A 24154-nucleotide genomic window follows, 5' to 3' on the forward strand; every position below is an offset into this window, starting at 1 on the left:
GCCGCGGGTTTTTACACAAAGTTATCCACAGGGTGCCGAGCGACCATAAATTGTTACGATGAATCCATGGCTTAGCGGTGGTTGCGATGTTTTACTTTAACTTCACGCTGAACTGTCCCTTATTTTGGTGACGCTTCGCCGCGCCGGCTCGGACCGCTGTGGCTGCGCTGACACACGACCCATGCAACCGACGCTTTTTCGTTACGTCCGAGTCGCGCTGGACCATCCGCTTTCGGCGCTGTACGACTACCGCTGGACCTTGCCGTTGCAGCCGCTGCCCGGCATGCTTGTGCAAGTGCCATTTGGTCGCCGGCAGACAGTGGGACTGGTTATCGAGGTCGCGGATGAGACTGACGTGCCACAGGATCGATTGCGAGACGTCCAAAGCGCGTGCATCGATTGTCCGCCGCTGAGCGCGGACTGGCTTCAATTGATCGCGTTTGCCGCAGATTACTATCAGCGCGGCCGCGGCGAGGTAGCGTTGCCAGCGTTGCCGCAGGCGTTGCGCGATGCTGCCCGTTGGCCACGGTTGTTTGCCCGCGAGCCGGCTTATCGGCTGACGGCGGCCGGACGCAACAAGTTGCCTGACGCATTGCCGGCCCGTGCGGCGGCGTTGCGACGGCTTGCCCAGGCATTATTGCAGGCGGACACGCTGGGCGCTGATGAGGCCCGCGCGATACACCCGAAGGCCGTTGCGACGCTCGAGCAGTGGCAGGAGCGCGGATGGGTCCACGTGCAATGGCACAGCGCCGTCGAGGCACTGGAAATGAGCGGCGCGACGCAGCCACCGGGGCGGGCCGGGCACGATGTATCGTCACAGCTGGACCGGTGCACGGTGCCCGATCTCAATGCTGAACAGCGTGCGGCGGTCGCGGCGATCGACGCCGCCCGCGGCTTCGCACCGTTCGTCTTGCATGGCGTGACCGGCAGTGGCAAAACCGAGGTGTACCTGCACGGCTTAGCTGCCTTGTTCGCCCGCCGGCCCGATGCGCAGGCGCTGGTGATGGTGCCGGAGATCAACCTGACGCCGCAATTCGAAGCGGTGTTCCGGGCGCGTTTTTCGCACTGGCCGGCCACCGCCTTGGTGACCTTGCACAGTGGTCTGGCGGACGGCGAGCGAGCGCGCAATTGGCTGGCGGCGCACGCCGCCGGTGCGCGGATCGTACTGGGCACGCGCATGGCGGTGCTCGCTTCGTTGCCGCGGCTGGCGCTGATTATCGTCGATGAAGAACACGAGCCTGCCTATAAGCAACAAGAAGGGCTGCGCTACTCTGCACGGGACCTGGCGGTGTGGCGGGCCAAACAGTTGAGCCTCCCCGTCGTGCTCGGCTCGGCCACGCCGTCGCTCGAAACATGGTGGCACGCGTGCCAGCGCCGCTACACGACGTTGGCGTTGTCGCGGCGCGCGGTAGCGGACGCGGCGTTGCCCAGAGTCCGGCTAATCGATATGGAGGCGGAGAAACAGGCGGGGCGCCATCGCGCGGACGGGTTGTCGATGCCGCTCGTGAAAGCGTTGCAGGAGCGCTTGGCGCGCGGTGAACAAAGCCTGGTGTTCCTGAACCGCCGGGGCTACGCGCCGGTGCTGGCCTGCGATGCGTGCGGCTGGGTCGCAGGCTGCCCGCGCTGCAGCGCGTATGTGGTGCTGCACAAGCCGGAGCAGCGCATGCGATGTCATCACTGCGGTGGGGAAAGCCGCATCCCGCGGGCATGCCCGGCGTGTGGCAACGTTGACTTGGCGCCGTTCGGCCGCGGTACGCAGCGTATCGAGGAGGCGCTCGGTGCGGCGGTACCTGGTGCGCGGGTGCTGCGCATCGATGCGGATAGCACGCGGCGCAAGGGCAGTGCACAGGCCTTGTTGTCAGGGGTGCACGCCGGCGATGTCGATATCCTGGTTGGCACGCAGATGATCGCAAAGGGACATGACTTCCAACGGGTTACGCTAGTCGGCGTGCTGAATGCGGACGCCGCGTTGTTCTCGCATGATTTTCGCGCGGGGGAACGGCTGTTTGCGCAATTGATGCAAGTCTCGGGCCGGGCCGGGCGGAGCGGCGCCTGCGGCGAGGTGCTGATCCAGACCGGGCATGCGCGGCACGCGTTATATGCGGCGCTGGCGCGCCACGATTACGTGGGCTTTGCCGAGACGACACTGGCCGAGCGACGCGACGCGCATCTGCCGCCCTTCGTTTTCCAGGCTTTGCTGCGCGCCGAAGCACGCGGCTTGGACGATGCGCTGCGGTTTCTCAATGAGGCCGCTGCGATACTCGACGCGGTACCCGGCGCCGAGTGCGTGACGCGCTATGATCCGGTGCCGCTGAACATCGTCAAGGTGATGCACGTGCACCGCGCACAGCTACTGCTCGAAAGCGCTTCGCGTGCCGCGCTGCAGCGTACGCTGCGCGCCTGGATGCCGCGGCTGCGCGAACTCAAGGGAGCGCTGCGCTGGAATGTGGAAGTCGATCCGCTAGATATCTAAGCGCGCATGGCATGACGCCCGATCCTTCGGCGAAGCCGTCGCTTTGCGCGCCGCGTCTGACTGGGTCAAATCGCGCGGCAGCGTCGCGACGGCGCCTGCACTGGTCGCTCGGAACGGAAAGACGGAACCGCGGAGCGGAGAGACAGAACCGAAAGACGGAGACGAGCAGCACCGTCAACGGAGTAGCCGGCTGCGTGCTGTCAGTGCACGTGTTCGGTAGCTACTGGGCTGATTCCGGCTAATGAGTTCCCCGGTGACGGGCGAGCGCCGCAGCGGCGTGTCCGTCGGCGAGCCGATGCGGGTGTACGGCAGTTGTGCCGATTGCCGGCACCGCGACGCCGACGCAAAAAGTCTCGAGCACACCATGGCAGGTCTCTCCGTATTCAGTTTCTGCTTCGGTCCCGGCGTGGCCGATAGTTGCCGACGCCGGTTTGACGATTAACTGGTATCGCCGCGCGACGGGTGCGATGCGCTTGCTCCGTCTTGCTGCGCCCTTCGTCTTGTTAACGGCGGGCTGCCCTATCCCGATGACTAGGGAAAACACCGACGCTCAGCCGCTCGATTCGTTGCGGGAGCAACTTAGTAAGTCGTTGTAAATAAACCATTTTATGCAGGCGCAACCATCGGCCGGAAAGGTTGCACCTTTTTAATGTACGAAGTAGGATCAGCCAGATTTTTCGAGTGGTCCGGCGGCGACGCCGATGGAAAGGAATCATGGCTAGCACCACCCTTGGCGTTAAGGTCGACGATCTGCTGCGGACCCGACTCAAAGAAGCGGCCCTGCGCCTGGAGCGCACGCCGCACTGGCTGGTCAAGCAGGCAATTTTCGCGTACCTGGAGAAAATCGAGCACGGTACGCTGCCCCCCGAGTTGTCGCTGTCCAATGGGGTGGCTGACGCCGGCGAGTCGGGCATCGAACCGGACGACGGCGCGCCGCACCCGTTCCTGGAATTTGCGCAGAACGTGCAGCCGCAGTCGGTGCTGCGTGCGGCGATCACCGCGGCCTATCGGCGTCCGGAGTCGGAGTGCGTGCCGTTCCTAATTGGGCAGGCGCAGCTGGCGGTGCCGCTGGTCAGCGGCGTGCAGGCGCTCGCTACGCGCTTGGTCGAGACGTTGCGCGCCAAGCGTACCGGCGGTGGCGTCGAAGGGTTGATCCATGAGTTCTCGCTGTCGAGCCAGGAAGGCGTTGCGCTGATGTGCCTGGCCGAGGCGCTGCTGCGGATTCCGGACCGGGCCACGCGCGATGCGCTGATCCGTGACAAGATCAGTCAGGGCGACTGGAAGTCGCACATCGGCCATGCCCCGTCGCTATTCGTCAACGCCGCGACGTGGGGCCTGATGATCACTGGCAAGCTGGTCGCGACCAACAGCGAGGCGGGCCTGTCATCGGCACTCACGCGGATAATCGGCAAGGGTGGCGAGCCGTTGATCCGCAAGGGCGTGGACATGGCAATGCGGTTGATGGGCGAGCAATTCGTCACCGGCGAGACGATTTCCGAGGCGTTGGCGAACAGCCGGAAATACGAGGCGCGCGGCTTCCGCTATTCGTATGACATGCTCGGCGAGGCGGCAACGACCGAGGAGGATGCTCAGCATTACTACGCATTGTACGAGCAGGCGATCCACGCGATCGGCAAGGCCGCCGGCGGGTGCGGCATCTACGAGGGACCGGGGATCTCGATCAAGCTGTCGGCGCTGCATGCGCGATACTCGCGCGCGCAGTACGACCGCGTGATGAGCGAGTTGCGGCCGCGGGTGCGAGCGCTGGCGCGCTTGGCGCGCCGCTACGACATCGGCCTGAACATCGACGCGGAGGAAGCGGACCGGCTGGAGATCTCGCTGGATCTGCTCGAGGCATTGTGCTTCGATCCGGAGCTAGCCGGCTGGAACGGCATCGGCTTTGTCGTGCAAGCGTACCAGAAGCGCTGTCCGTTCGTAATTGACTACTTGATCGATCTGGCTCGCCGCAGTCGCCATCGCCTGATGGTGCGGCTGGTCAAGGGCGCGTACTGGGACAGCGAGATCAAACGGGCGCAGGTGGACGGACTCGAAGACTACCCCGTGTACACCCGCAAGATCTACACCGACGTGTCTTATCTCGCGTGTGCAAAGAAACTGCTGGGCGCGCCCGATGCAGTGTACCCTCAGTTTGCCACGCATAACGCCCACACGTTGTCGGCGATCTACCATGTTGCGGGCCAGAACTATTATCCGGGCCAGTACGAGTTCCAGTGCCTGCACGGGATGGGCGAGCCGCTGTATGAGGAAGTGACCGGCCGCGACAAGCTCAATCGCCCGTGCCGCGTGTACGCGCCGGTCGGTACCCATGAGACGCTGCTTGCGTATCTGGTGCGTCGGCTGCTGGAGAACGGTGCGAACACGTCGTTCGTGAACCGGATTGCCGATGAGTCGGTGCCGCTGGCCGAGCTGGTGGCGGATCCTGTCGACGAGGCATCGCGGATCGTGCCGCTCGGGGCGCCGCACCCCAAGATCCCGTTGCCGCGCGCGCTGTATGGCAGCGAACGGGTCAACTCAATGGGGCTGGACCTGTCCAATGAGCATCGCCTCGCGTCGCTGTCCTCGGCATTACTCGCGAGCACCAACGTGATGTGGCATGCCGCGCCGACGCTGCAGCCCGGCGCGGTGATGAGTGGCACGCCGCGTGAGGTGCGCAACCCCGCCGATCATCGCGACGTGGTCGGCACGGTGGTGAACGCAACGGCCGAGCACGTGCAAGCCGCGCTCGCCAATGCGCTTGCCACCGCGCCGATCTGGCAGGCCACGCCCGTGGAGGCACGCGCCGACTGTCTGGCCCGCGCCGCCGACCTGCTCGAAGCGCAGACCCATACGCTGATAGGGCTGATCGTGCGCGAGGCGGGCAAGTCGTTGCCGAATGCGATTTCTGAGATCCGTGAGGCGATCGATTTCCTGCGCTACTACTCGTCTCAGATCCGCGGCGAGCTTTCAAACGACACGCACCGTCCGCTCGGGCCGATCGTCTGTATCAGTCCATGGAACTTCCCGCTGGCGATCTTCATGGGCCAGGTCGCGGCGGCGCTGGCCGCCGGCAATACGGTGCTGGCAAAACCCGCCGAGCAGACGCCGTTGATCGCCGCGCAGGCGGTACGCATCCTGCACGAGGCCGGCGTTCCAGCTGGCGCCGTGCAATTGCTGCCCGGTGACGGGGAGACGGTGGGTGCTGCGCTGGTCGCCGATCCGCGTACCCGTGGCGTGATGTTTACTGGCTCCACTGAGGTCGCACGCTTGCTCAACCGTACGCTATCCGAACGGCTTGACCCGGACGGTAAGCCGATTGCGCTGATCGCCGAGACCGGCGGCCAGAATGCAATGATCGTCGATTCGTCGGCGCTGGCCGAGCAGGTCGTCGCGGACGTGCTGCAGTCGGCGTTCGACTCGGCCGGCCAGCGTTGCTCGGCGCTCCGCGTGCTGTGCCTGCAGGAGGACGTGGCGCAGCGTACGTTGCAGATGCTGACCGGCGCAATGCGTGAATTGTCGATTGGCAGTCCAGATCGTCTGTCCACCGACGTCGGCCCGGTCATCGATGCTGAAGCTAAGCGCGGCATCGAAGCGCATATTGCGGTGATGCGCGACAAGGGCCGCAAGGTGTTCCAGTTGCCGCTGCCGGACGGCTGTCAGCATGGCACGTTCGTGCCGCCGACACTGATTGAGCTTGACAGCATCGACGAGCTGGAGCGCGAGGTGTTCGGGCCGGTGCTGCATGTGGTGCGCTACCGACGCAATGCGCTGGAATCGCTGCTGGAGGCCATCCGTGCGACCGGCTACGGGCTGACACTGGGGATCCACACGCGGATTGATGAGACGATCGGTCACGTCATCGAACGCGCGCATGTGGGCAATATCTATGTGAACCGAAACGTGATCGGCGCGGTGGTTGGTGTGCAGCCGTTCGGCGGAGAAGGGCTCTCGGGCACGGGGCCAAAGGCGGGCGGACCGCTGACCTTGCAGCGGCTGCTGGCCAAGCGTCCGAACGGCTTACCCGCGTCGCTGGCCAGGTCGCTGACGGAGCAGTCGCCGGCCGGCGGCGGACCGGCGGCGCTCACGGCGTTTCGCGACTGGTTGATCGGCGAGCGCGATGCCCAGCTTGCCGCCTGTTGCGACGGCTACCTGAGCCAGGTGCTCGCCGGCGCCACGGTCGTGCTGCCGGGCCCGACCGGGGAGCGCAACACCTATGCGCTCAGCGCACGTGGCACAGTACTGTGCATCGCGTCGACGGCCAGCGGCGCACGCGCACAGTTGGCGGCGGTGCTGGCCACCGGCAACCGCGCGCTGTTCATCGGCGCGAGCGGCGAGCAACTGGTCGGTGCGCTGCCTGCCGCGTTGCGCAGCCACGCGGCGGTGAGCCGCGACGGCGACCTCGGCCTCGAGTATGATGCCGTGCTGTTCGAGGGCGACAGCGATGTGTTGCAATCGCTGGTACGGCGGATCGCCGAGCGCGGTGGCCCGATCGTCAGCGTGCAGGGCGTTGCGGCCGGCGCGTTCGACGATGGCACCTTCAGCGACGGCTATGCGCTTGAGCGGCTGTTGACCGAGCGTTCGGTGAGCGTCAACACGGCCGCCGCGGGCGGTAATACAAGTTTGATGACAATCGGCTGAACACCACTTGGTCGCTTGGCACGAAGCGAGGCGGGGCACGGCGGCCCCCCGGGCGACGCCTCACCCTTAAAGCCAAAAGGAGATGTCTCGATGGAACACACGATGAAAAAGCTGACAGGCGCGACGTTGTTCGCCGCCTTGTCGGTCACGGGGAGCGTAGCGCACGCGCAGCAGGCAGAGCAGGTGAAGGTGGGCTTTGCCGCACCGATGACCGGCGCCCAGGCGCACTATGGTAAGGACATGCAGAACGGCATTGTGCTTGCGATCGAGGACTTCAACGCGACCAAGCCGGTGATCGGCGGCAAGCCGGTGCAAATCGTGCTGGACACCGGCGATGACCAGGCTGACCCGCGTACCGGCACGACCGTTGCGCAAAAGCTCGTCGACGACGGTATCAAGGGCATGCTCGGCCATTTCAACTCGGGGACAACGATTCCGGCATCGCGCATCTATGCGAACGCCGGGATTGCGCAGATTGCGATGGCAACCGCGCCGGAATACACGCAGCAGGGCTACAAAACGACGTTCCGGATGATGACCTCCGACACGCAGCAAGGCTCGGTGGCCGGCACGTTCGCGGTGAAGGCGCTGAAACTGAAGAAGGTTGTGATCATCGACGACCGGACCGCGTACGGCCAGGGCCTAGCCGATCAGTTTGAGAAGGCCGCGAAAGCCTCGGGCGCGAAGATTCTTGACCGCGAGTACACGAACGATAAAGCGGTCGACTTCAAGGCGATCCTGACCAAGGTGAAATCGATGACACCGGATCTGGTCTACTACGGCGGCGCAGACGCGCAGGCCGGCCCGATGGTCAAGCAAATGAAGGCGTTGGGCATCAAGGCGCCGCTGATGGCCGGCGAAATGGTCAAGACCGACACATTTCTGAAGATTGCGGGCGACGCGGCCAACGGCACGATCGCGTCGCTGGCGGGGCTGCCGCTGGGAGAAATGCCGGGTGGCAAGGACTACGTCGCGAAGTACAAGAAGCGTTTCGGCGAAGAGGTGCAGACCTACTCGCCGTATGCGTACGATGGCGCGATGGCCATGTTCGACGCGATGAGGAAGGCCAACTCGACCGATCCGGCGAAGTACCTGCCGGCGCTGGCGAGGACCGATATGTCAGGCGTCACAGCCAAGCACGTCGCGTATGACGCGAAGGGCGACCTGAAGAACGGGGGCATCACGCTGTACAAGGTCGTCAACGGTCAATGGACCACGCTGCAAAGCGTAGGCGGTAAGTAAGTCGCAGCTGAGCGTCCGTGCGTGGACGACACGGGCGGGCGGGTCGAACGGCAGCGTGAATGGACGAGCCCCCGAGTGGGGCTCGTCGCTTTGGTGCAGCCGGATGGCGCACGGGCTGATACCGCCACGCGTTGGTGGGCATGCACGGGGCGGCTTGCCGCTTCCACGCCGCCGGCCACGCAACGCAAGCTTACTCGCTTATCCGCGTACCCTGTCAGCACTCGACGATGTTCACGGCGAGACCGCCGCGGGACGTCTCCTTGTATTTCGTTTTCATGTCGGCGCCGGTCTCGCGCATCGTCTTGATCACTGAATCGAGCGACACGTAATGCGAGCCGTCGCCGCGCAGCGCCATCCGCGCGGCATTGACGGCCTTGACCGAAGCCATCGCGTTGCGCTCGATACAGGGGATTTGCACCATGCCGCCCACCGGATCGCAGGTCAACCCCAGGTTGTGCTCCATGCCGATCTCTGCTGCATTCTCCACTTGCGCGGGCGTGGCCCCCATGACCGCGGTCAGCGCGCCGGCCGCCATCGAGCAGGCGACCCCGACCTCGCCCTGGCAACCGACCTCGGCGCCGGAGATTGATGCATTGAGCTTGTACAGGATGCCGATCGCACCGGCGGTCAACAGGAAATCGATGACGCCCGCGTCGTTTGCGCCAGGCACAAAGCGCGTGTAGTAATGCAGCACGGCTGGGATGATCCCGGCTGCGCCGTTCGTTGGCGCTGTCACCACGCGGGCCCCGGCTGCGTTTTCCTCGTTGACCGCGATCGCGTACAAATTGATCCAATCCACCATCGACAGCGGATCGCGCAATACCATCTCGGGCTTGCCCGACAGGTCGCGATACAACTGCGGCGCCCGCCGGCGCACCTGGAACGGGCCCGGCAGGTTGCCGTCTGCCGCAGGGTTGCCGATGCCGCAACCGCGCGCGACGCATGATTGCATCGCGTCCCAAATCTGCAGCAGATCAGCACGGATCGCGTCGTCGCTGCGCCATACCCGCTCGTTCTCGAACATCAGTTGCGCGATGGTGCGCCCGGTCTGCGTACATCGCTGCAACAGCTCGCTGCCGGTCGAGAACGGGTGCGGCAGCTGCTCGTGCGCATTGAGCACGCGTGTGTTGGACGCACCGGCCGTGACCACGAAGCCGCCTCCCACGGACAGATAGGTCGACTCGCGCAGCACGCTGCCGTCGGCATCGAGCGCCCGTAGCTTCAAGCCGTTCGGATGCTCGGGTAACGCCTGTCGATAGAACACGATGTGCTCCTTCGGCAGGAACGGGATTGGGTGCGTGCCAAGCAGTGCCAGAGTGCGCGACGAGGTGACGTGCTCGAGCTTGTCCGCGATCGTCTCGGCCTGCACGGTGTCCGGCGCCTCGCCAAGCAGGCCGAGCATGACGCCACGGTCGGTGCCATGGCCCTTGCCGGTCGCACCGAGCGAGCCATACAACTCGACCTTGACCGATGCGGTGGCCGGCAGCAATTGGTCGCGCTGCAGGCCTTGTGCGAACAGTAGTGCGGCGCGCATCGGGCCGACCGTGTGCGAGCTCGACGGGCCAATGCCAATCTTGAACAAATCGAATACGCTGACGGCCATGGCGACTCCAGAAGTGTCACGCCACACCCGTGGCCGGACCAGCGGGGCAGGCGGTTGCAATGTCGATGTTGCGCTCGCGCAGCCAGTTGCGGTTGTGCCGGCGCGCGGCCAGCGCGGCCATCACCAACGGCTGCAAATCATAGGTCGCGTAGTGCAGCGCGTCGCGCTCGCCAAAATCCCGTGTTGTGCCATCCGGGGCAATGTTTGTGCCGATCTGTTCGACGAACAACCGCTGCGCGGCATCGATTAACTTGCGATCATCCAGCGTGAACGCGGCCATCGCGATCAGCTTGACGCGATGGCTCTGCCAGTTGTTCGCGAACGTATGCCGGAGTGGCCGAGGCTGGCTGTCGATGCGCTCGACATAGCCGCGCGCCAGTTTGCGCAGGAACGCGATCGTCGCGTTGCGCGTTTTGGCCGGCAGTGCGCTGGCGGTCAGGTCGTACGCGAGAATCAAGCCATCGAGCTTCGTCTCGTCGATCGGATTGAAACTTGGCTGGTAAGTCGTGACCCACGCGTCGAGCAAGCGTGCGACATAACGCAGGAAGCGCTCGTCGCCGGTTGCGCGCCACGCGAGCGCGGCGTTGCGCATCAGCTTGAAATCCTTTTGCGCGTCGACACTTTGATCGTAAATGCCCTGGTGGGGCAGCGTGCCTTCGGTATGCAATCGATCCACCGCTCGCGGCGCGTTGTTGAGCCCCACGCAGGTCTGTTGCACTAGCGCACGCACCCCGGGGTCGGCATGAGTGCGCTCGCTGCTCTGCAGCGCTGGCGCCGCGCAAAAGTTTATCGCTGCGCGCACCGACACCGCGCAGAGTAGGCCCAGCAGGCCCGCCATCGCGACGAGCGCGATCGTGGCGCGTGCGGCGGCACGGCGGCGTGTTGGATCGGATCGGAACGCGTCCACTATTCAGGGCTCCGCTCTCTGGGCTGTGGTCGGATCGAGATGTTAGCCTTTCTTCGCGGATGGCTCACGCAAACGATGCGGTTCCGTGCGCTGAACCGTGCCGATTCTCGGTCGCGACGGCGCCGCGTGCAAGGCCCATGTGTTCGTGAAGCAACTGGACGAGTGAACAGCCCGTGCGGGAACATGAGCGACGCATGCGTGGGTTGATCTGCAACGCACGCAAGCCTCTCTGTCGCGTTGGGCCGAAAACGTGGGGTTCGTTCGGCGCTAACGTGACAGTGTCGCGTTACGCATAGTCGGAGACTGGCACGCACGAGCAAAATAGATTGCGATCGCCGTACGCGTTGTCGGCGCGGCCCACAGGCGGCCAGTACTTGCTGGCCGCCAGCGACGGGATCGGATACGCAGCTTGTTCGCGCCCGTAGGCATGAGGCCACGTGTCGGCGCCAATGACCGCGGCCGTGTGCGGAGCATGCTTGAGCGGGTTGTCGTCCCGGTCCGCGCGGCCTTGCTCGACCGCGCGGATTTCATCGCGGATCGTGATCATCGCGTCGATGAAGCGGTCCAGCTCTGCCTTCGATTCCGACTCGGTCGGCTCGATCATCAACGTGCCGGGCACCGGGAAGCTCATCGTCGGGGCGTGGAAACCGTAGTCGATCAGCCGCTTTGCGATGTCTTCGACGGTCACGCCGCTTGCGTCCTTGATCGGCCGCAAGTCCAGGATGCACTCATGCGCGACCAGGCCGCCGGCCCCCGAATACAGCACCGGGTAGTGCGGGGCGAGGCGCTTGGCGATGTAGTTCGCGTTTAGGATCGCCGTCTCGGTCGCCGACTTGAGGCCGCATGCACCCATCATCGCAATGTACATCCACGAGATCGGCAGGATGGCGGCTGAACCGTACGGCGCCGACGAGACCGCGCCGATCCCGTCCGGATTACCGGCCGGCGTCGCCGCGTCTTCGCGCACATAGCCGACCGAACGCTGGTTTGGCAGGAAGCGCGCCAGGTGGGCGGCCACCGCGACCGGCCCGACGCCGGGGCCGCCGCCGCCATGCGGGATGCAAAAAGTTTTATGCAGATTCAGATGCGACACGTCGCCGCCGAACTGGCCGGGCGCGGTCAGGCCCACCATGGCGTTCATGTTCGCGCCGTCGACGTACACCTGACCCCCGTGCGCGTGGACGATCTCGCAGATCTCCCGCACGTTTTGCTCGAACACGCCATGCGTGGACGGGTACGTGATCATGATCGCCGCCAGCTTGTCTGCATGGCGCGCGGCCTTGGTCTTCAGGTCCTCGACGTCGACATTGCCCTGCGCATCGCACGCGACGACCACGACTTGCATGCCGGCCATCTGGGCGGATGCCGGATTGGTGCCGTGCGCGGAAGCCGGGATCAAGCAGACGTTGCGATGTCCTTCGCCGCGCGACGCGTGGTATGCGTGGATGATCAGCAACCCGGCGTACTCGCCCTGCGAGCCGGCATTCGGTTGCAGCGATACCGCGGCATAGCCCGTGCACGCCACCAGCATCTGCTCGAGCTGCTCGATCATCTTGCGATAGCCGACGGTTTGCGACGCGGGCGCGAACGGATGGATTTGCGCGAACTCGGGCCACGTGACGGGCAGCATCTCCGACGTGGCGTTCAGTTTCATCGTGCACGAACCGAGCGGGATCATCGCGCGATCCAGTGCAAGGTCCTTGTCGGCGAGCCGGCGCAGGTAGCGCAGCATTTCCGTCTCGGAGTGGTGGCGGTTGAACACCGGATGCGTCAGGTACGCACTGCGGCGCAACAACGCGCCAGGCAGCGTGTCTTCGACGCTAGCGTCCAGCGCGTCGATGTCCAACGTCGGCGCGCCGCTTTGCGTGTGCACGGTGCCCGGCTGCACGCCGGCGAGCGCGGGCGCCTCGCTGGCCGTTTCGGCGAACAGCGCGAGCAAATCGGCCAGATCCGAACGCGTCGTTGTCTCATCGACCGACACGCCCACGCGCGCGTTGTCGATCCGGCGCAGGTTGATCCGCCGCGCGCGCGCAGCCTCGTGCAGCGCTTCGGTGCGCGTGCCCGACTCGATCGTCAGCGTGTCGAAGAACGTGTCATTGGCGAGCGCGTAGCCGAGCTGCCGCACGCCGGCCGCCAGAATCGCCGCGGTGCGGTGCACGCGCTCGGCGATCTGCCGCAGGCCTCGCGGACCGTGGTAGACCGCGTACATGCTGGCCATGATGGCCAGCAATGCCTGCGCGGTGCACACGTTCGAGGTCGCCTTCTCGCGACGGATATGCTGTTCACGGGTTTGCAATGCCAGCCGCAACGCGGGCTTGCCTTGTGCATCGATGGTCACGCCGACGAGCCGCCCCGGCATCTGCCGCTTGAACGCGTCGCGCACGGCAAGATACGCGGCGTGCGGGCCGCCGAACGCGAGCGGCACGCCAAAGCGCTGCGAGGTGCCCACCGCGACATCCGCGCCCCATTCGCCAGGCGGCGTCAACAGCGTCAGCGCCAACAGATCGGCAGCAGCCACCACGTGCGCGCCGGCTTCATGGATCGCGGCAGCCAGGTCGCGATAGTCACGCACGTCGCCGTTGACGCCCGGATACTGCAGCAGCACGCCGAACGCGCCGGCTTGCGCCGCCGCTGCGGCAGGGCCAACCCGCACGTCGATGTCCACCGGTTGTGCACGCGTGCGGACCACCTCGATCGTCTGCGGTAGCACGTCGTCGGCCACGTAGAACACGTTCGAGCGCGGCTTGCCCACGCGCTGCAGCAGCGTCATGGCCTCGGCTGCCGCCGTGCCTTCGTCGAGCAGCGACGCATTGGCGGTGTCCAGCCCGGTCAGGTCAATCACCATCTGCTGGAAATTGAGCAGCGCCTCGAGCCGGCCTTGCGAGATTTCGGGCTGGTACGGCGTATAGGCGGTGTACCACGCTGGGTTCTCGAGCACGTTGCGCAGAATCACCGCGGGCGTGTGTGTGCCATAGTAGCCCTGGCCGATGTAGCTGCGGAACACTTCGTTTTGGCACGCCAGTTCGCGCAGCCGCGCGAGCGCTTCGGCCTCGCTGCGCGGCGCGGTGAATTCGCCAAGCGGCAGGCTGTCGCGACGCCGGATGCTCGGCGGAATCACCGCGTCGATCAGCGCGTCGCGGTTATCGAAGCCGAGCACCGCCAGCATCTGCCGCTGATCGTCGGCGCTAGGCCCGATGTGACGTTCGACGAAAGCGTCGTGTCGTTCAAGCTCGGCGAACGTGGGGCGGTTGGCGCGATTCATCAGGTGATCCGGGTGTTCTGGCTTCATATCGAAATCCTGTCGGCCCACACCGCCGCGACGCGCGGGGCCGGCGTGGACCCGTTGGGGTCAATCAGGCGCCGATCGCCTGGCCGTACGCGGCCGCGTCGAGCAGTTGGTCCATCGCAGCGGTATCCGCGGGCTTGATACGGAACAACCAGGACTCGTACGGCGCGCCGTTGACCTGGTCCGGCGCGCTGGTCAGCGCGTCATTGGACTCGACGATCTCGCCAGCAACCGGCGCATAGATGTCGGAGGCCGCTTTGACTGACTCGATTACTGCAATCACGTCGCCGGCCTCGACCTGCTTGCCGGCTTCCGGAAGTTCAAGGAACACGACGTCGCCCAGCGCTTCTTGTGCGTGGTCGGTGATGCCGATGGTCAGCGTGCCGTCGTCTTCCTTGCGAATCCACTCATGGGATTCGGTGTATTTGAGTTCGGCCGGGATGGTCATGGATGACTCCTGATATCGTTGAGGTCGTGAATCGGTGTGCTCGGCGCGGGCGGACCGTGCTCGGCGCGCGGCGGTGGCGGCGCGCCGCCGTCAGACGAGCGGCTTACCGTGGCGCACGAACGGCAGTTTAACCACCCGCGCGGGCAACGCCTTATCGCGGATCACAACCTGTACTGTATCGCCGGCCGACACAGCCGTCGGCACGCGCGCCAATGCGATGGATTGCTGCAACGATGGCGAGAACGTGCCACTGGTGACCTCGCCGTCGCCGTGCGCAGTGAGCACCTTCTGGTGCGCACGCAGAATGCCAGCCGGCTTGCCCTGCGGATCCTTGTCCAGCACCAAGCCCACGAACGCCGCGCGCTGACCTTGCGCGCGCAACGCCGCGCTGCCGACGAAATCCCGCTCGCCTGACAAATCGACGGTCCACGCGAGGCCGGCGTCAAGCGGCGACACGTTTTCGTCCATGTCCTGCCCGTACAGATTCATGCCGGCCTCCAGCCGCAGCGTATCGCGCGCGCCCAGGCCGCATGGCTTGACGCCCTGCGCGGCCAGCGCCTGCCATAACGCTTGCACGTGTGCAGCTTCGACAATAAGCTCGAAACCATCCTCGCCGGTATAGCCGGTGCGGGCGACCATCAGTGCACCGAACGGTGTGCCGTCCACGCGCGTGGCGTTAAAGGGCTTGAGCGCTTCACCCGGCTGTTGCACCGTCGGCACGGCCTGCCCGACCTTCAACCGCGCATGCGGGCCTTGCACGGCGAGGATCGCCAGGTCCCGGCGCGGCGTCAGCGTGACGCCGAAGCTGCCTTCCGCATTGAGTTGGCCAAGCCAGCCGATGTCCTTGTCCGCGGTACCGGCGTTGACCACAGCGCGGAATGTATCGTCGGCGAAGTAGTACACGATTAGATCGTCGACTACCCCGCCGCTCGCGTTTAGCATGCACGAGTACAGTGCCCGGCCCGGTGTTTGCAGCTTGTCAACATTGTTGGCCAATGTCATGCGCAGGAACGCCCGTGCGCCAGCGCCGGCGATATCCACGACGCACATGTGCGACACGTCGAACATACCGGCGTCACTACGCACCGCGCGGTGCTCGTCAATCTGCGAGCCATAGTTCACCGGCATATCCCAGCCGCCGAAGTCGACCATGCGTGCATGAAGCGCACGATGGACCGCGTTGAGCGGGGTGATCTTGAATTGTGTCATGAAAGCTCTCAGTAGCGCGAACACAAAAAGGCGCACGAGCATCCGGGCGGCGGTGGATGCATGCGTGCCCCCTCTGTCCTCGGTACCTGAGAGATTGCGCCGCGCGGCTTGCCTGCCACGCATCGGCGCGCGCCCCTTCGGTGGGTAGCCTGCGCCGCTGCGTTTACACGCGCACGGCTGCTACTACCGCTCTCCAGAGTGCGGCGCCGACCGGTTGGCGCACACGTGCCAACGGGCGGCGTGGCGCGCGACAACGAGTCGGCAGTCCGGCGCGCACGGTCCTTTTGCCTGAGAGTTTGTGGGTTGCCCCTTCGGCGGCACCGGCTTGCGATTCGTCGCATGAAACCGGCGCGCTCTCCCGGCGCGCGTGGCGATTGTGCGCGCCGCGCGCCGCTGTGTCAATCGGCTCGCGCGAGCGACATCGGCTCGCGCGTGCGGCATGCGGGTCCGCGCCGGTCCGGATCGGGACGCGCCAGTCATGGTGGCCGACGGCGGAGAACCCGCACGGGTTTTCATTGTGCGAAGTCCAGGAGCCGTCCGGTTGCCGCGCTTTCACGCGCCTTTTCGATGATCGCCAGGCCGTCGGCCGCATCACGGGCACTGACTGGCAGGCGCGGACCAGCGGCACATGGGTGTCGTTGGGCGTGGCCGTGCTGCGCGACGTGACGGTATTCAGCCTGGCTGTTTCTGCAGCAGGGCCTTCAGGCTCGCCAGCCGGTCCTTGGGCGTCATCGGCGCTTCGTCCTGCGTGGGCGGCGGCGCATCGTCCAGACGCATTTCCGCAATAAAGCGGGACGGCTCGCACACGAGCGTCTCCCTCGCGCGCTTTCGCTTCTTGCAATAATTCAGATGCAGGCTGCGCTGCGCGCGCGTGATCGCGACATACATCAGGCGGCGCTCCTCCTCGATCCGCGCGTCGTCGATCAGCTCATCATCGGCGCCACCGCGGTGCGGAAGAATGCCTTCCTCAACGCCCACCAAAAACACGTGTGGATACTCGAGGCCCTTCGACGCATGGATGGTGGACAGGCGTACCGCGTCCGGATCTTCGTCCTTGCCATCGAGCATCGACATCAGCGCGACGGTCTGAATCAAACCCAGCAGGTTCTTGCCGGTATCGGCCAGTCCGTCCGCATTATCGTAGCCGTATGCGTGTTGTTCGTCATCGTCATCGGCATCCTCGCCGCCTGGCTTGTCGGTTCCGCCGAGCGTGGCATCGCGCTCCGGTTTCGTGCCCTTCTTCTTGAGCCATTCGAGGAACTCGAGCACGTTCGTCCACTTGGTCTGCGCCTGGCGCTCGTCGAATGCGTCATACAGGTACGCTTCATAATGAATGGCTTCCATTAGATCATCCAGCAGCGTCGTTGCCGGGTCGGTGCTGGCCCGCGCCGCGATGCGCTGAATGAAATCGCAGAACACCCGCAGCGGCTCGACCTGACGTGGCGACAGCCGCGCCTCAATGCCGCCCATATAGACTGCCTCGAACAGCGACACCTTCGCCTGGCCGGCAAACGAACCGAGCGCCTCTAGCGTCGTGTTGCCCACACCGCGGCGCGGCGTGGTGATCGCGCGGATGAACGCCGGATCGTCGTCGTGATTAGCGATCAGCCGGAGATAGGCGCAGATGTCCTTGATTTCGGCGCGATCGAAGAATGACTGTCCGCCGGACAACACGTACGGGATACGCTCGCGGCGCAGCACCTGCTCGAAGATCCGGGCCTGGAAGTTGCCCCGATACAGGATCGCATAGTTGCGGAACTGCGCGCGGCGTTCGAACTTGTGCGCCGATAGGCGGAACACCACCGATTCCGCTTCGTGCTCTTCGTCATTGCATGGCGTCACGGTAATCGTGTCACCCATGCCATGCTCGGACCACAGCTTCTTCTCGAACAGTTTCGGGTTTTGCGCGATCACGCTGTTCGCGGCGTTCAGGATGCGCACCGTCGAGCGGTAGTTTTGCTCGAGTTTGATGACCTTCAGACGAGGGAAGTCCACCTGCAATTGCGCGAGGTTCTCCAATGTCGCGCCGCGCCAGCCGTAGATCGCCTGGTCATCGTCGCCGACTGCCGTGAACGCCGCGCGCGGACCGGCGAGCAGCTTCAGCAGCTCGTACTGGCACGCGTTGGTGTCCTGGTACTCGTCCACCAGCAGGTAGCGCAGCCGGTTCTGCCATTTGTCGCGCACCGGCTCATTGCCGCGGAACAATTCCGTGGGCAGCCGGATCAAGTCGTCGAAGTCCACCGCCTGATACGCGTGCAGCGTCGCCGCGTAATTGCGGAACACGATCGCCGCCTGCATCTCGTCCTCGTTCTGCGCGAGCACACTGGCCTGTTCCGGCGTGACCATGCCGTTTTTCCATAGCGAGATGATCGACTGGATCCTGCGAATCAGTCCTTTATCCGTCGTGCCGACCTGCTCCTGAATCATGGCGAAGCAATCGTCCGCGTCCATGATCGAGAATTGCGGCTTCAAGCCGACATGTGCCGCTTCCTGACGCAGGATTTGTACGCCCAGCGAATGGAACGTGCATACCGTCAGCTGATTGACGGGCAATTTGCGGCCTTCCTTGCCAGGCGCCGTCAGCGTTTTGCCCTCGAGCAGCTTGCCAACCCGTTCGCGCATTTCGGCTGCCGCCTTGTTCGTGAAGGTGACCGCTGCAATGTGACGTGGCTCGAAACCTTTTGCCTCGATCAAATGGGCGATCTTCTGCGTGATGACACGCGTCTTACCACTGCCGGCGCCGGCAAGCACGAGGCAGGGGCCGTCGAGATAGGTGACGGCGGCACTTTGCGCGGGGTTTAGGCCATACATGGAGCGTAGCGGAGGGCGACGACGCGCGCTGCACGGATGCATCGCGTCGAACGATGTGGTTCGCTGGGACCGGGGATGTTAACACAGCGGCGCTAACACAGCGGCGCGTCGTGGACAGCCGACGCGCCGCGTGGGCCTAAAGTTCGGAGACGGGTTGACTGCGCCGCTCCGTGCCGATCCGGCTATTTGGCTGCGCCTACCATATAGTCAACGGCCGCCTTAACGTCGGCATCGGACGCATTCGAGCCGCCTTTGGGCGGCATCGCGCCCTTGCCGTGCAGCGCGTAATGGTAGACAGTGTCCATCGACTCCTTTAGCCGTGGCGCCCAGGCGGCCTTGTCACCGAGCTTGGGTGCGCCGGCTACGCCGGCGCCATGACACGCTTGGCAGACCTGCTGGTACAGCGCCTTGCCGGTCTGCGCGGCGTCCGCGCTTGCGGACGTGGCGGCGCTGCCGGACGGCGGCGCCGAAGGAATCGCGGCGATTGCGGCTGCGGCGGCTTGCGCGTTGCTGCTACTTGCCGACGCGGCGGATTGCGTTGCGGCGGCCGATGTGTCGGACGCGCGTTGGCCTTGGCCTAGGGTGCTCGCGTCGCGGATCTCCACGTGGGCTACGGGTGCGATACGGCGGTAAACCTGCTCGTCCGACAAACCGTCGGTGCCGGCACCGGTGCGGGTGGCGTTGTCCACATAATTGACGAGCAACGCAATGATGATGACCGGGAGCGCAAAGCTGGCAATGACCAGCGCAATGAGTTGCTTCGGATTTTTGATTGGGGCTTCGTGTGCTTCGCTCATGCTGTCTCGTCTCTCTAATAATGGATTCGGTAAAGCGTGGTAGCGAACGACAGGACCTGCCAGAACGACTGCCGATAACAACCGTCGATCGATTATAGACGCAAAGAAACGGGACGTGACGGAGCTTCCCGTGCTATTAAGCGTGCGTTTGCCCAATCAGAGCCCGAATGTACCGGTGCAAATCTTTACCTCGCGTCGTCACCTACTGAGAGCTTGGTAGGCTGGGGGGCGTCCATGTACGGGAATCGGTGCGGGACCGCGATGGCTGGGGGCTGGTATTTCCCCCACATCGGATGGACGACACAGTCGAGTTGCGTTATACTTTTAGACTGCTTTGGCGTCCGTTTCCCTCGGATACCCTTCAATGCGATGCGCCCGTAGCTCAATGGATAGAGTACTGCCCTCCGAAGGCAGGGGTTGCTGGTTCGATCCCAGCCGGGCGCGCCAAGCTGGACAACGGTTTTCTGCGATTCCCTCTTTCTGGGTTACCCCCGGTATAGCTAAAATACAGCTAACTTCCGTTCGTCGTGTAGCTTCGTGAGCGGCGTCACCCATTGCATCAGTTGGTCGGCATGACAGGTGCACGTACCGCTGCACCATCTCTAGCGTTTGCCAGCCGCCCAATTCCTTCAGCACCTGCAACGGCGTGCCGCGCTGCACGTGCCAACTCGCCCAGGTGTGCCGCAAGTCGTTTTTCGAAAATATAGGTACGCACAGCCTCTTCGATGAAACGGGAAAACTTGCCCTTGCAGCCGCCGCCTTGCAATGCAAGGAACATGCGCGCGGACTAATCCGTGTCCGGCGACACGGCGATGTTCCAGCGAACCGTGTTCGTGAATGGTTTGTCACACACGTTTTGCCTTTCTCAAGGCGGCAATCCCGACTCCAGCGCGGTGACATCGCCAAATAATTGTTTGGCGACTTCTGTTTTGTAGGGCGCAGTGCTTGCCATTTTACCTGAACAGGTATAAATTGTTTCCATGTCTGGCAAAGAAAAACCGCTTGAATGGATCGCGAGCAGCTACAAGGATCTGATGGCGTTGCCACCTGAGGTGCGCAGGCGTTTCGGTTATGCGCTGTCGTTGGCGCAGAGGGGCGATCAAGATGACGCTGTAAAAGTGCTCAAAGGTTTCGGCGGTGCCGGCGTGCTAGAGGTAGTCGAGGATGATGCTGGCGGCACGTACCGGGCCGTCTACACGGTGAAGTTTGCGGAAGCGGTGTTCGTCCTACACTGCTTTCAGAAGAAGAGCAAGAGCGGGATCGCCACGCCGAAGGCAGACATAGACATCATTCGCGCTCGGCTGAAAGTGGCCGAAGCATGGGCACAGGAGCTACGAAATGCAAAAACGAATCATTAAAGGCGTCGAGGTTCAGCGCAGCTCAGGCAACGTCTTTGCCGACCTTGGACTGCCCGATGCCGAAAAGCTTAAGATCAAGACCGGCCTGGTGGTCGAGATCAGGAAGGCAATGCGCGCCCTCGGGCTGACACAACAAGAAGCGGCCAAACGCATGGGCGTGCCGCAACCGAAGGTGTCAGGAATGATGCGTGGTGACTTTACCAACCTGTCTGAGCGCAAGCTAATGGACTGTTTGAACCGCCTCGGCTATGACATCGAAATAAAGGTGCGGCCGGCAGCCGAGCCGGTCGGACATCTGACGCTCGCGCTCGCTTGACCCAGTGCTACCCAATGGGTGCCTGCATTACCGATGAAGCGTGGGGCAACTGCCTCACGAGAATATCGAGACGGCTTCGCTACTGCGTACTGTCGATGGTGCCTGCGTACTGTCGATTGTCGTGGACGATTGCACAGCGATCTTAACGATGACGAATACGCCACGCCGACGCAGCTTCGCACTGACCTGTTGACGCTGCATCAACTGCCGATGGCGGTCATCAACGAGGGATTGCGCAGCTAGGTCGCTGACCTCTGTTTAAATTAGCCGGCGATCTGGGCAAACAGGTTTCCTACATGATGACCAAGCTGGAAGAGATTCAGAACACGCTGTCAGAGTTGACGGCGCTGTATCCAGACAGCTTGTGCTACGGTGAATTAGACGACGACTGCTTGTTCCGCACAAATCCTGGCGGCGGAATTGTCAGCGGTTCCGGCATACATCACCACGTTGGCATGGTCAATCGCTTCCAATGGCAGGGGTTGCTGGTTCGATTCCAGCCGGGCGCGCCAAACTGGACAACGGTTTTCGGCGCTTTCGCTACTTCATCGATTTCTCCCACTACAGTGAAATTACAGTTAGCTGGTGACGGCCAGCGGCGTTTCGATTGTCGCTGACGAGGTTTCCTGCGGTAACCTGATGATTGGAGCCGCCGGCAGGTACGGCCGTATCTACTGCGCCAGGTGAACCGCCGACAGGTGCGCGTAGCGCTGCATCATTTCGAGCGTTCCCCATCCACCATGTGCGCCGCAGACTGTGTCACCAAAAGTCGCGAATACCGGCCAACTTGATTGTCGCCGTGCGGTCACTATTATCGCCGGCTTTATTCTGTACGCGACCGGTGCCGTGCCACCTATCGACGTGGCATCAGCCTAGGGGTTCACACTATGTCGGTTTGAAGTTGGCTTTGGAGCGAGAAATCTCCAAAGCCCCAATTCAAGCAGATCGAGTATTGCCTGCTACGCTGGCGTGGCAATGTGAGCCCGAAGTTCTCAACGCGGTTTTTTAGGCGGAAAGTGACGCGATTTGCCTTCGCGCTTTGCGGTGAAGCGCCATGATCTACTGCCTCTGTGCAGTTACGTTAAAAATATGGAGCGTTTTGTTTGCTTTATCTAAATTCAGGGTCAAGCCGGCTCTTCAATCGAAAGTTTCCCGCGTTGTCCTTTTCCCATTTATTGTTGTTATTGGCATGAATGCGCGTGCGTGAGTGCGGTATCTATTTTCCGTTTTGCGCTGTGCGGTCTCCTCATTCAATATTTACCGACACAACACATCATTCTTTGCTTGCTGCCGAGAGGCTTGCCGACATCATCGCAAGTCGCGTATATGTGCCGCACTCCTGGAGCGAGCGAAACAACGCGACGAGTGCCAGTGACAACGGCGCCCGTCAGGGGCCGATGAAGCGGAGTACTCCTAGGGTGATAGTGGAGTTTCCACAATAACCGTGCGGCAGTTTGTAAGCCTTGTACTCATGTGATTGCTTGTCGGATTATATTCGGTATGAAGCCGCTATGAAACACAAGGGATACTAAGCCGCCAATTATCATGGTGCATTTGCCAACACTCCTTGTTACGCGCCTGACGGGGAAATATACTAGGAGGTATTGTGACTAAGGAAAAGCCGAGGTGGGCTGACGAGGTATTAATTTAGGATCAGCTAACAAAACAGGTTACTATGGTTGCTAAGGAATGGAGATCAAGGTCGCAATGTAACTATTCCTGTTCCGCCTGGATCATTTTGGACACTTTGGATTAACACTACTTCTGTGGAGGATGTCTCGGAATCGTTAATACATAACTGTCGCTCACCATTCAAGCCATATTTATTCGTAATATAGTATCGAATCGATAATAAGATTAATTACATGCGTCAGGGATTAATTTTTATAGCCGTTGCATCTATCATAAGTGGATGCGCTCATACCACAGCGAATCCTGTACAAGTGGCACAGGTCGGCGACGAGAGCATGAGTTGCCGAACAATCGTCAACGAAATAGAAGACATGAAGGCGCTAGTACTTTCTACTCAAAGTGAGGGAAATGTTAAGACGGCCAAAAACGTTGGCTTGGGGGTGGCAGGTGCGTTCCTGCTTGTGCCATGGTTCTTTATGGATCTAGGGAACGCTCCTACGGTCGAGCAGAAAGCTGCGCAAGCGCGAATTAAGCGGCTTACAGCGTTGTATGAGGACAAAAAATGCGTAGGTCCAACTACGGATAGTGCAATAGCACCTGCGCCTGCAAGCAGTGCGACGGCGTCAAATAGCATGCAATGATCGAAGGCGGCCTCACTTCACACATACCGCCCGAACCACACCACGCGCCCAATGACAGCGCCCCCCGCTGATCATTCACGTCTTCTATTGGCGCCTCATACGACGGCGGGTAATTTGGGTTCGCGGAGATTACCCGAAGAAAGGGGCCGTGCAAGCGTTGCAGTCGCTTCACAAGTAGCTGACCGTCCACTCGAATAACGTAGATGCCGTTCTGCGACGACGTGAATGCATAATTGATAAGAATATTGTCACCGTCGTGCAGCACAGGGTACCTTGGCGCATTGCACGCGGCGTGGCTCAACGAGTCATCGACGCTGTTTCGGTGTCGCTACTACGAGAATGGCAGTCACGCCGGCTTTATCCTGTACGTGACGGATCCGGCACAGAATCAGGACAACATGCGCGCCGCGCTCAAAAGCGCGAAGGGGCCGGGCAATTTCCGTAACCTCTTTTACTACACGCCCCATGGCAAGAAAGACGGGATCCAGCTGATTCCGGTATCGGAAGCGGCCGCCAAAGACGAGTGCTTCAATATCAGGAATGCCACACGTGATAATTTGCTGGCCGCACACCGCGTGCCGCCGCAATGGCTGGGGATCGTGTCGGGCAACACCGGCGGCTTTGAGGCGGCCAAAGTGTTCGGGCGCAATAAGATCCTGCCGCTGCAGGCGCAGTTTCTGGCGTTCAACGAATGGGTGGGCGATGAAGTCGTACGGTTCGAGCCGTACGCGAACGACGTTCAGGCGGCAGCCTGAGTCGTCGCGAACGCGGGTTGCCTGCCATGGCCTTTGCATTT

14 protein-coding genes, 1 tRNA gene, 3 pseudogenes and 2 riboswitches are annotated in these 24154 nt (G+C 62.8%); of the genes and pseudogenes, 9 read left to right on the plus strand and 9 right to left on the minus strand.

From position 1 onward, the window contains the following. The first annotated feature begins 181 nt into the window (after nucleotides 1-181). The 4 genes from B0O95_RS11290 (at nucleotide 182) to B0O95_RS11305 (ending at nucleotide 8350) form a co-directional block, all read left to right on the plus strand. Nucleotides 182-2473 (plus strand): primosomal protein N', encoded by a 2292-nt coding sequence (locus B0O95_RS11290; protein ID WP_104077988.1) that lies wholly within the window; start codon nucleotides 182-184, stop codon nucleotides 2471-2473. 241 nt (nucleotides 2474-2714) lie between these two features. After that, entirely contained in the window at nucleotides 2715-2915 is a 201-nt protein-coding gene (locus B0O95_RS11295; RefSeq protein ID WP_146064059.1) for a hypothetical protein, read from the plus strand. A gap of 272 nt (nucleotides 2916-3187) precedes the next feature. Beyond that, nucleotides 3188-7108 carry a trifunctional transcriptional regulator/proline dehydrogenase/L-glutamate gamma-semialdehyde dehydrogenase gene (gene putA, locus B0O95_RS11300; RefSeq protein ID WP_104077990.1) on the plus strand — a complete coding sequence of 1307 codons (3921 nt, stop codon included), beginning with the start codon at nucleotides 3188-3190 and terminating at the stop codon, nucleotides 7106-7108. 90 nt (nucleotides 7109-7198) lie between these two features. Further along, nucleotides 7199-8350, plus strand: coding sequence for a branched-chain amino acid ABC transporter substrate-binding protein (locus B0O95_RS11305; protein WP_104077991.1), 1152 nt, complete (start codon nucleotides 7199-7201; stop codon nucleotides 8348-8350). A 214-nt stretch (nucleotides 8351-8564) separates the two neighbouring features. Here B0O95_RS11305 and B0O95_RS11310 read toward each other — a convergent pair whose 3' ends face one another. The 7 genes and pseudogenes from B0O95_RS11310 to B0O95_RS11340 all read right to left on the minus strand — a co-directional run bounded on the left by B0O95_RS11310 (nucleotide 8565) and on the right by B0O95_RS11340 (nucleotide 19411). Then, nucleotides 8565-9953 carry an L-serine ammonia-lyase gene (locus B0O95_RS11310; protein WP_104077992.1) on the minus strand — a complete coding sequence of 463 codons (1389 nt, stop codon included), beginning with the start codon at nucleotides 9951-9953 and terminating at the stop codon, nucleotides 8565-8567. A 40-nt stretch (nucleotides 9954-9993) separates the two neighbouring features. Beyond that, nucleotides 9994-10791: pseudogene (locus B0O95_RS11315) on the minus strand (alginate lyase family protein); the annotation flags it as partial. Nucleotides 10792-11146: 355 nt separating this feature from the next. Beyond that, nucleotides 11147-14149 carry an aminomethyl-transferring glycine dehydrogenase gene (gcvP, locus tag B0O95_RS11320; RefSeq protein ID WP_104077993.1) on the minus strand — a complete coding sequence of 1001 codons (3003 nt, stop codon included), beginning with the start codon at nucleotides 14147-14149 and terminating at the stop codon, nucleotides 11147-11149. Nucleotides 14150-14213: 64 nt separating this feature from the next. Then, nucleotides 14214-14594 carry a glycine cleavage system protein GcvH gene (gcvH, locus tag B0O95_RS11325; protein WP_104077994.1) on the minus strand — a complete coding sequence of 127 codons (381 nt, stop codon included), beginning with the start codon at nucleotides 14592-14594 and terminating at the stop codon, nucleotides 14214-14216. A gap of 90 nt (nucleotides 14595-14684) precedes the next feature. Continuing rightward, entirely contained in the window at nucleotides 14685-15803 is a 1119-nt protein-coding gene (gcvT, locus tag B0O95_RS11330) for a glycine cleavage system aminomethyltransferase GcvT (protein ID WP_104077995.1), read from the minus strand. A gap of 63 nt (nucleotides 15804-15866) precedes the next feature. Next, nucleotides 15867-16010, minus strand: a riboswitch (glycine riboswitch). Nucleotides 16011-16070: 60 nt separating this feature from the next. Beyond that, nucleotides 16071-16174: riboswitch (glycine riboswitch) on the minus strand. A gap of 301 nt (nucleotides 16175-16475) precedes the next feature. Then, entirely contained in the window at nucleotides 16476-18614 is a 2139-nt protein-coding gene (locus B0O95_RS11335; RefSeq protein WP_104077996.1) for a UvrD-helicase domain-containing protein, read from the minus strand. Between the two features lie 182 nt (nucleotides 18615-18796). Next, on the minus strand, nucleotides 18797-19411 hold the full coding sequence (locus B0O95_RS11340; protein ID WP_104077997.1) for a c-type cytochrome: 615 nt from the start codon (nucleotides 19409-19411) through the stop codon (nucleotides 18797-18799). Nucleotides 19412-19782: 371 nt separating this feature from the next. Between B0O95_RS11340 and B0O95_RS11345 the strand changes: the two genes are divergently transcribed. Then, nucleotides 19783-19858 (plus strand) — tRNA-Arg (locus B0O95_RS11345). Nucleotides 19859-19911: 53 nt separating this feature from the next. Here the strand turns inward: B0O95_RS11345 and B0O95_RS17205 are convergent. Beyond that, nucleotides 19912-20194: pseudogene (locus B0O95_RS17205) on the minus strand (tyrosine-type recombinase/integrase); the annotation flags it as partial. Nucleotides 20195-20391: 197 nt separating this feature from the next. Here B0O95_RS17205 and B0O95_RS11360 point away from each other — a divergent pair. The 3 genes from B0O95_RS11360 to B0O95_RS16570 all read left to right on the plus strand — a co-directional run bounded on the left by B0O95_RS11360 (nucleotide 20392) and on the right by B0O95_RS16570 (nucleotide 21702). Further along, entirely contained in the window at nucleotides 20392-20769 is a 378-nt protein-coding gene (locus B0O95_RS11360; protein ID WP_104077998.1) for a type II toxin-antitoxin system RelE/ParE family toxin, read from the plus strand. Continuing rightward, nucleotides 20750-21085 (plus strand): helix-turn-helix domain-containing protein, encoded by a 336-nt coding sequence (locus B0O95_RS11365; RefSeq protein ID WP_013433931.1) that lies wholly within the window; start codon nucleotides 20750-20752, stop codon nucleotides 21083-21085. Before B0O95_RS11360 ends, B0O95_RS11365 begins: the two co-directional genes overlap by 20 nt. 299 nt (nucleotides 21086-21384) lie before the next feature. Then, nucleotides 21385-21702 (plus strand): hypothetical protein, encoded by a 318-nt coding sequence (locus tag B0O95_RS16570; protein ID WP_233203308.1) that lies wholly within the window; start codon nucleotides 21385-21387, stop codon nucleotides 21700-21702. A 1591-nt stretch (nucleotides 21703-23293) separates the two neighbouring features. Here B0O95_RS16570 and B0O95_RS11380 read toward each other — a convergent pair. Continuing rightward, nucleotides 23294-23623, minus strand: a complete 330-nt coding sequence (locus B0O95_RS11380) for a S24 family peptidase (protein WP_158249483.1) — start codon at nucleotides 23621-23623, stop codon at nucleotides 23294-23296. A gap of 4 nt (nucleotides 23624-23627) precedes the next feature. Between B0O95_RS11380 and B0O95_RS11385 the strand changes: the two are divergent. After that, nucleotides 23628-24113, plus strand: a pseudogene (locus B0O95_RS11385) (phage portal protein); the annotation flags it as partial. Nucleotides 24114-24154: the final 41 nt, after the last annotated feature.

Origin of the sequence: Mycetohabitans endofungorum (genome assembly GCF_002927045.1) — a bacterium.
GTDB classification, from domain to species: domain Bacteria; phylum Pseudomonadota; class Gammaproteobacteria; order Burkholderiales; family Burkholderiaceae; genus Mycetohabitans; species Mycetohabitans endofungorum.

Coding starts and splice junctions, on each gene's coding strand:
- B0O95_RS11290 (WP_104077988.1), top strand. CDS start 182: ATGCAACCGACGCTTTTTCGTTACGTCCGAGTCGCGCTGGACCATCCG.
- B0O95_RS11295 (WP_146064059.1), top strand. CDS start 2,715: ATGAGTTCCCCGGTGACGGGCGAGCGCCGCAGCGGCGTGTCCGTCGGC.
- putA (WP_104077990.1), top strand. CDS start 3,188: ATGGCTAGCACCACCCTTGGCGTTAAGGTCGACGATCTGCTGCGGACC.
- B0O95_RS11305 (WP_104077991.1), top strand. CDS start 7,199: ATGGAACACACGATGAAAAAGCTGACAGGCGCGACGTTGTTCGCCGCC.
- B0O95_RS11310 (WP_104077992.1), bottom strand. CDS start 9,953: ATGGCCGTCAGCGTATTCGATTTGTTCAAGATTGGCATTGGCCCGTCG.
- gcvP (WP_104077993.1), bottom strand. CDS start 14,149: ATGAAGCCAGAACACCCGGATCACCTGATGAATCGCGCCAACCGCCCC.
- gcvH (WP_104077994.1), bottom strand. CDS start 14,594: ATGACCATCCCGGCCGAACTCAAATACACCGAATCCCATGAGTGGATT.
- gcvT (WP_104077995.1), bottom strand. CDS start 15,803: ATGACACAATTCAAGATCACCCCGCTCAACGCGGTCCATCGTGCGCTT.
- B0O95_RS11335 (WP_104077996.1), bottom strand. CDS start 18,614: ATGTATGGCCTAAACCCCGCGCAAAGTGCCGCCGTCACCTATCTCGAC.
- B0O95_RS11340 (WP_104077997.1), bottom strand. CDS start 19,411: ATGAGCGAAGCACACGAAGCCCCAATCAAAAATCCGAAGCAACTCATT.
- B0O95_RS11360 (WP_104077998.1), top strand. CDS start 20,392: ATGTCTGGCAAAGAAAAACCGCTTGAATGGATCGCGAGCAGCTACAAG.
- B0O95_RS11365 (WP_013433931.1), top strand. CDS start 20,750: ATGCAAAAACGAATCATTAAAGGCGTCGAGGTTCAGCGCAGCTCAGGC.
- B0O95_RS16570 (WP_233203308.1), top strand. CDS start 21,385: ATGACCAAGCTGGAAGAGATTCAGAACACGCTGTCAGAGTTGACGGCG.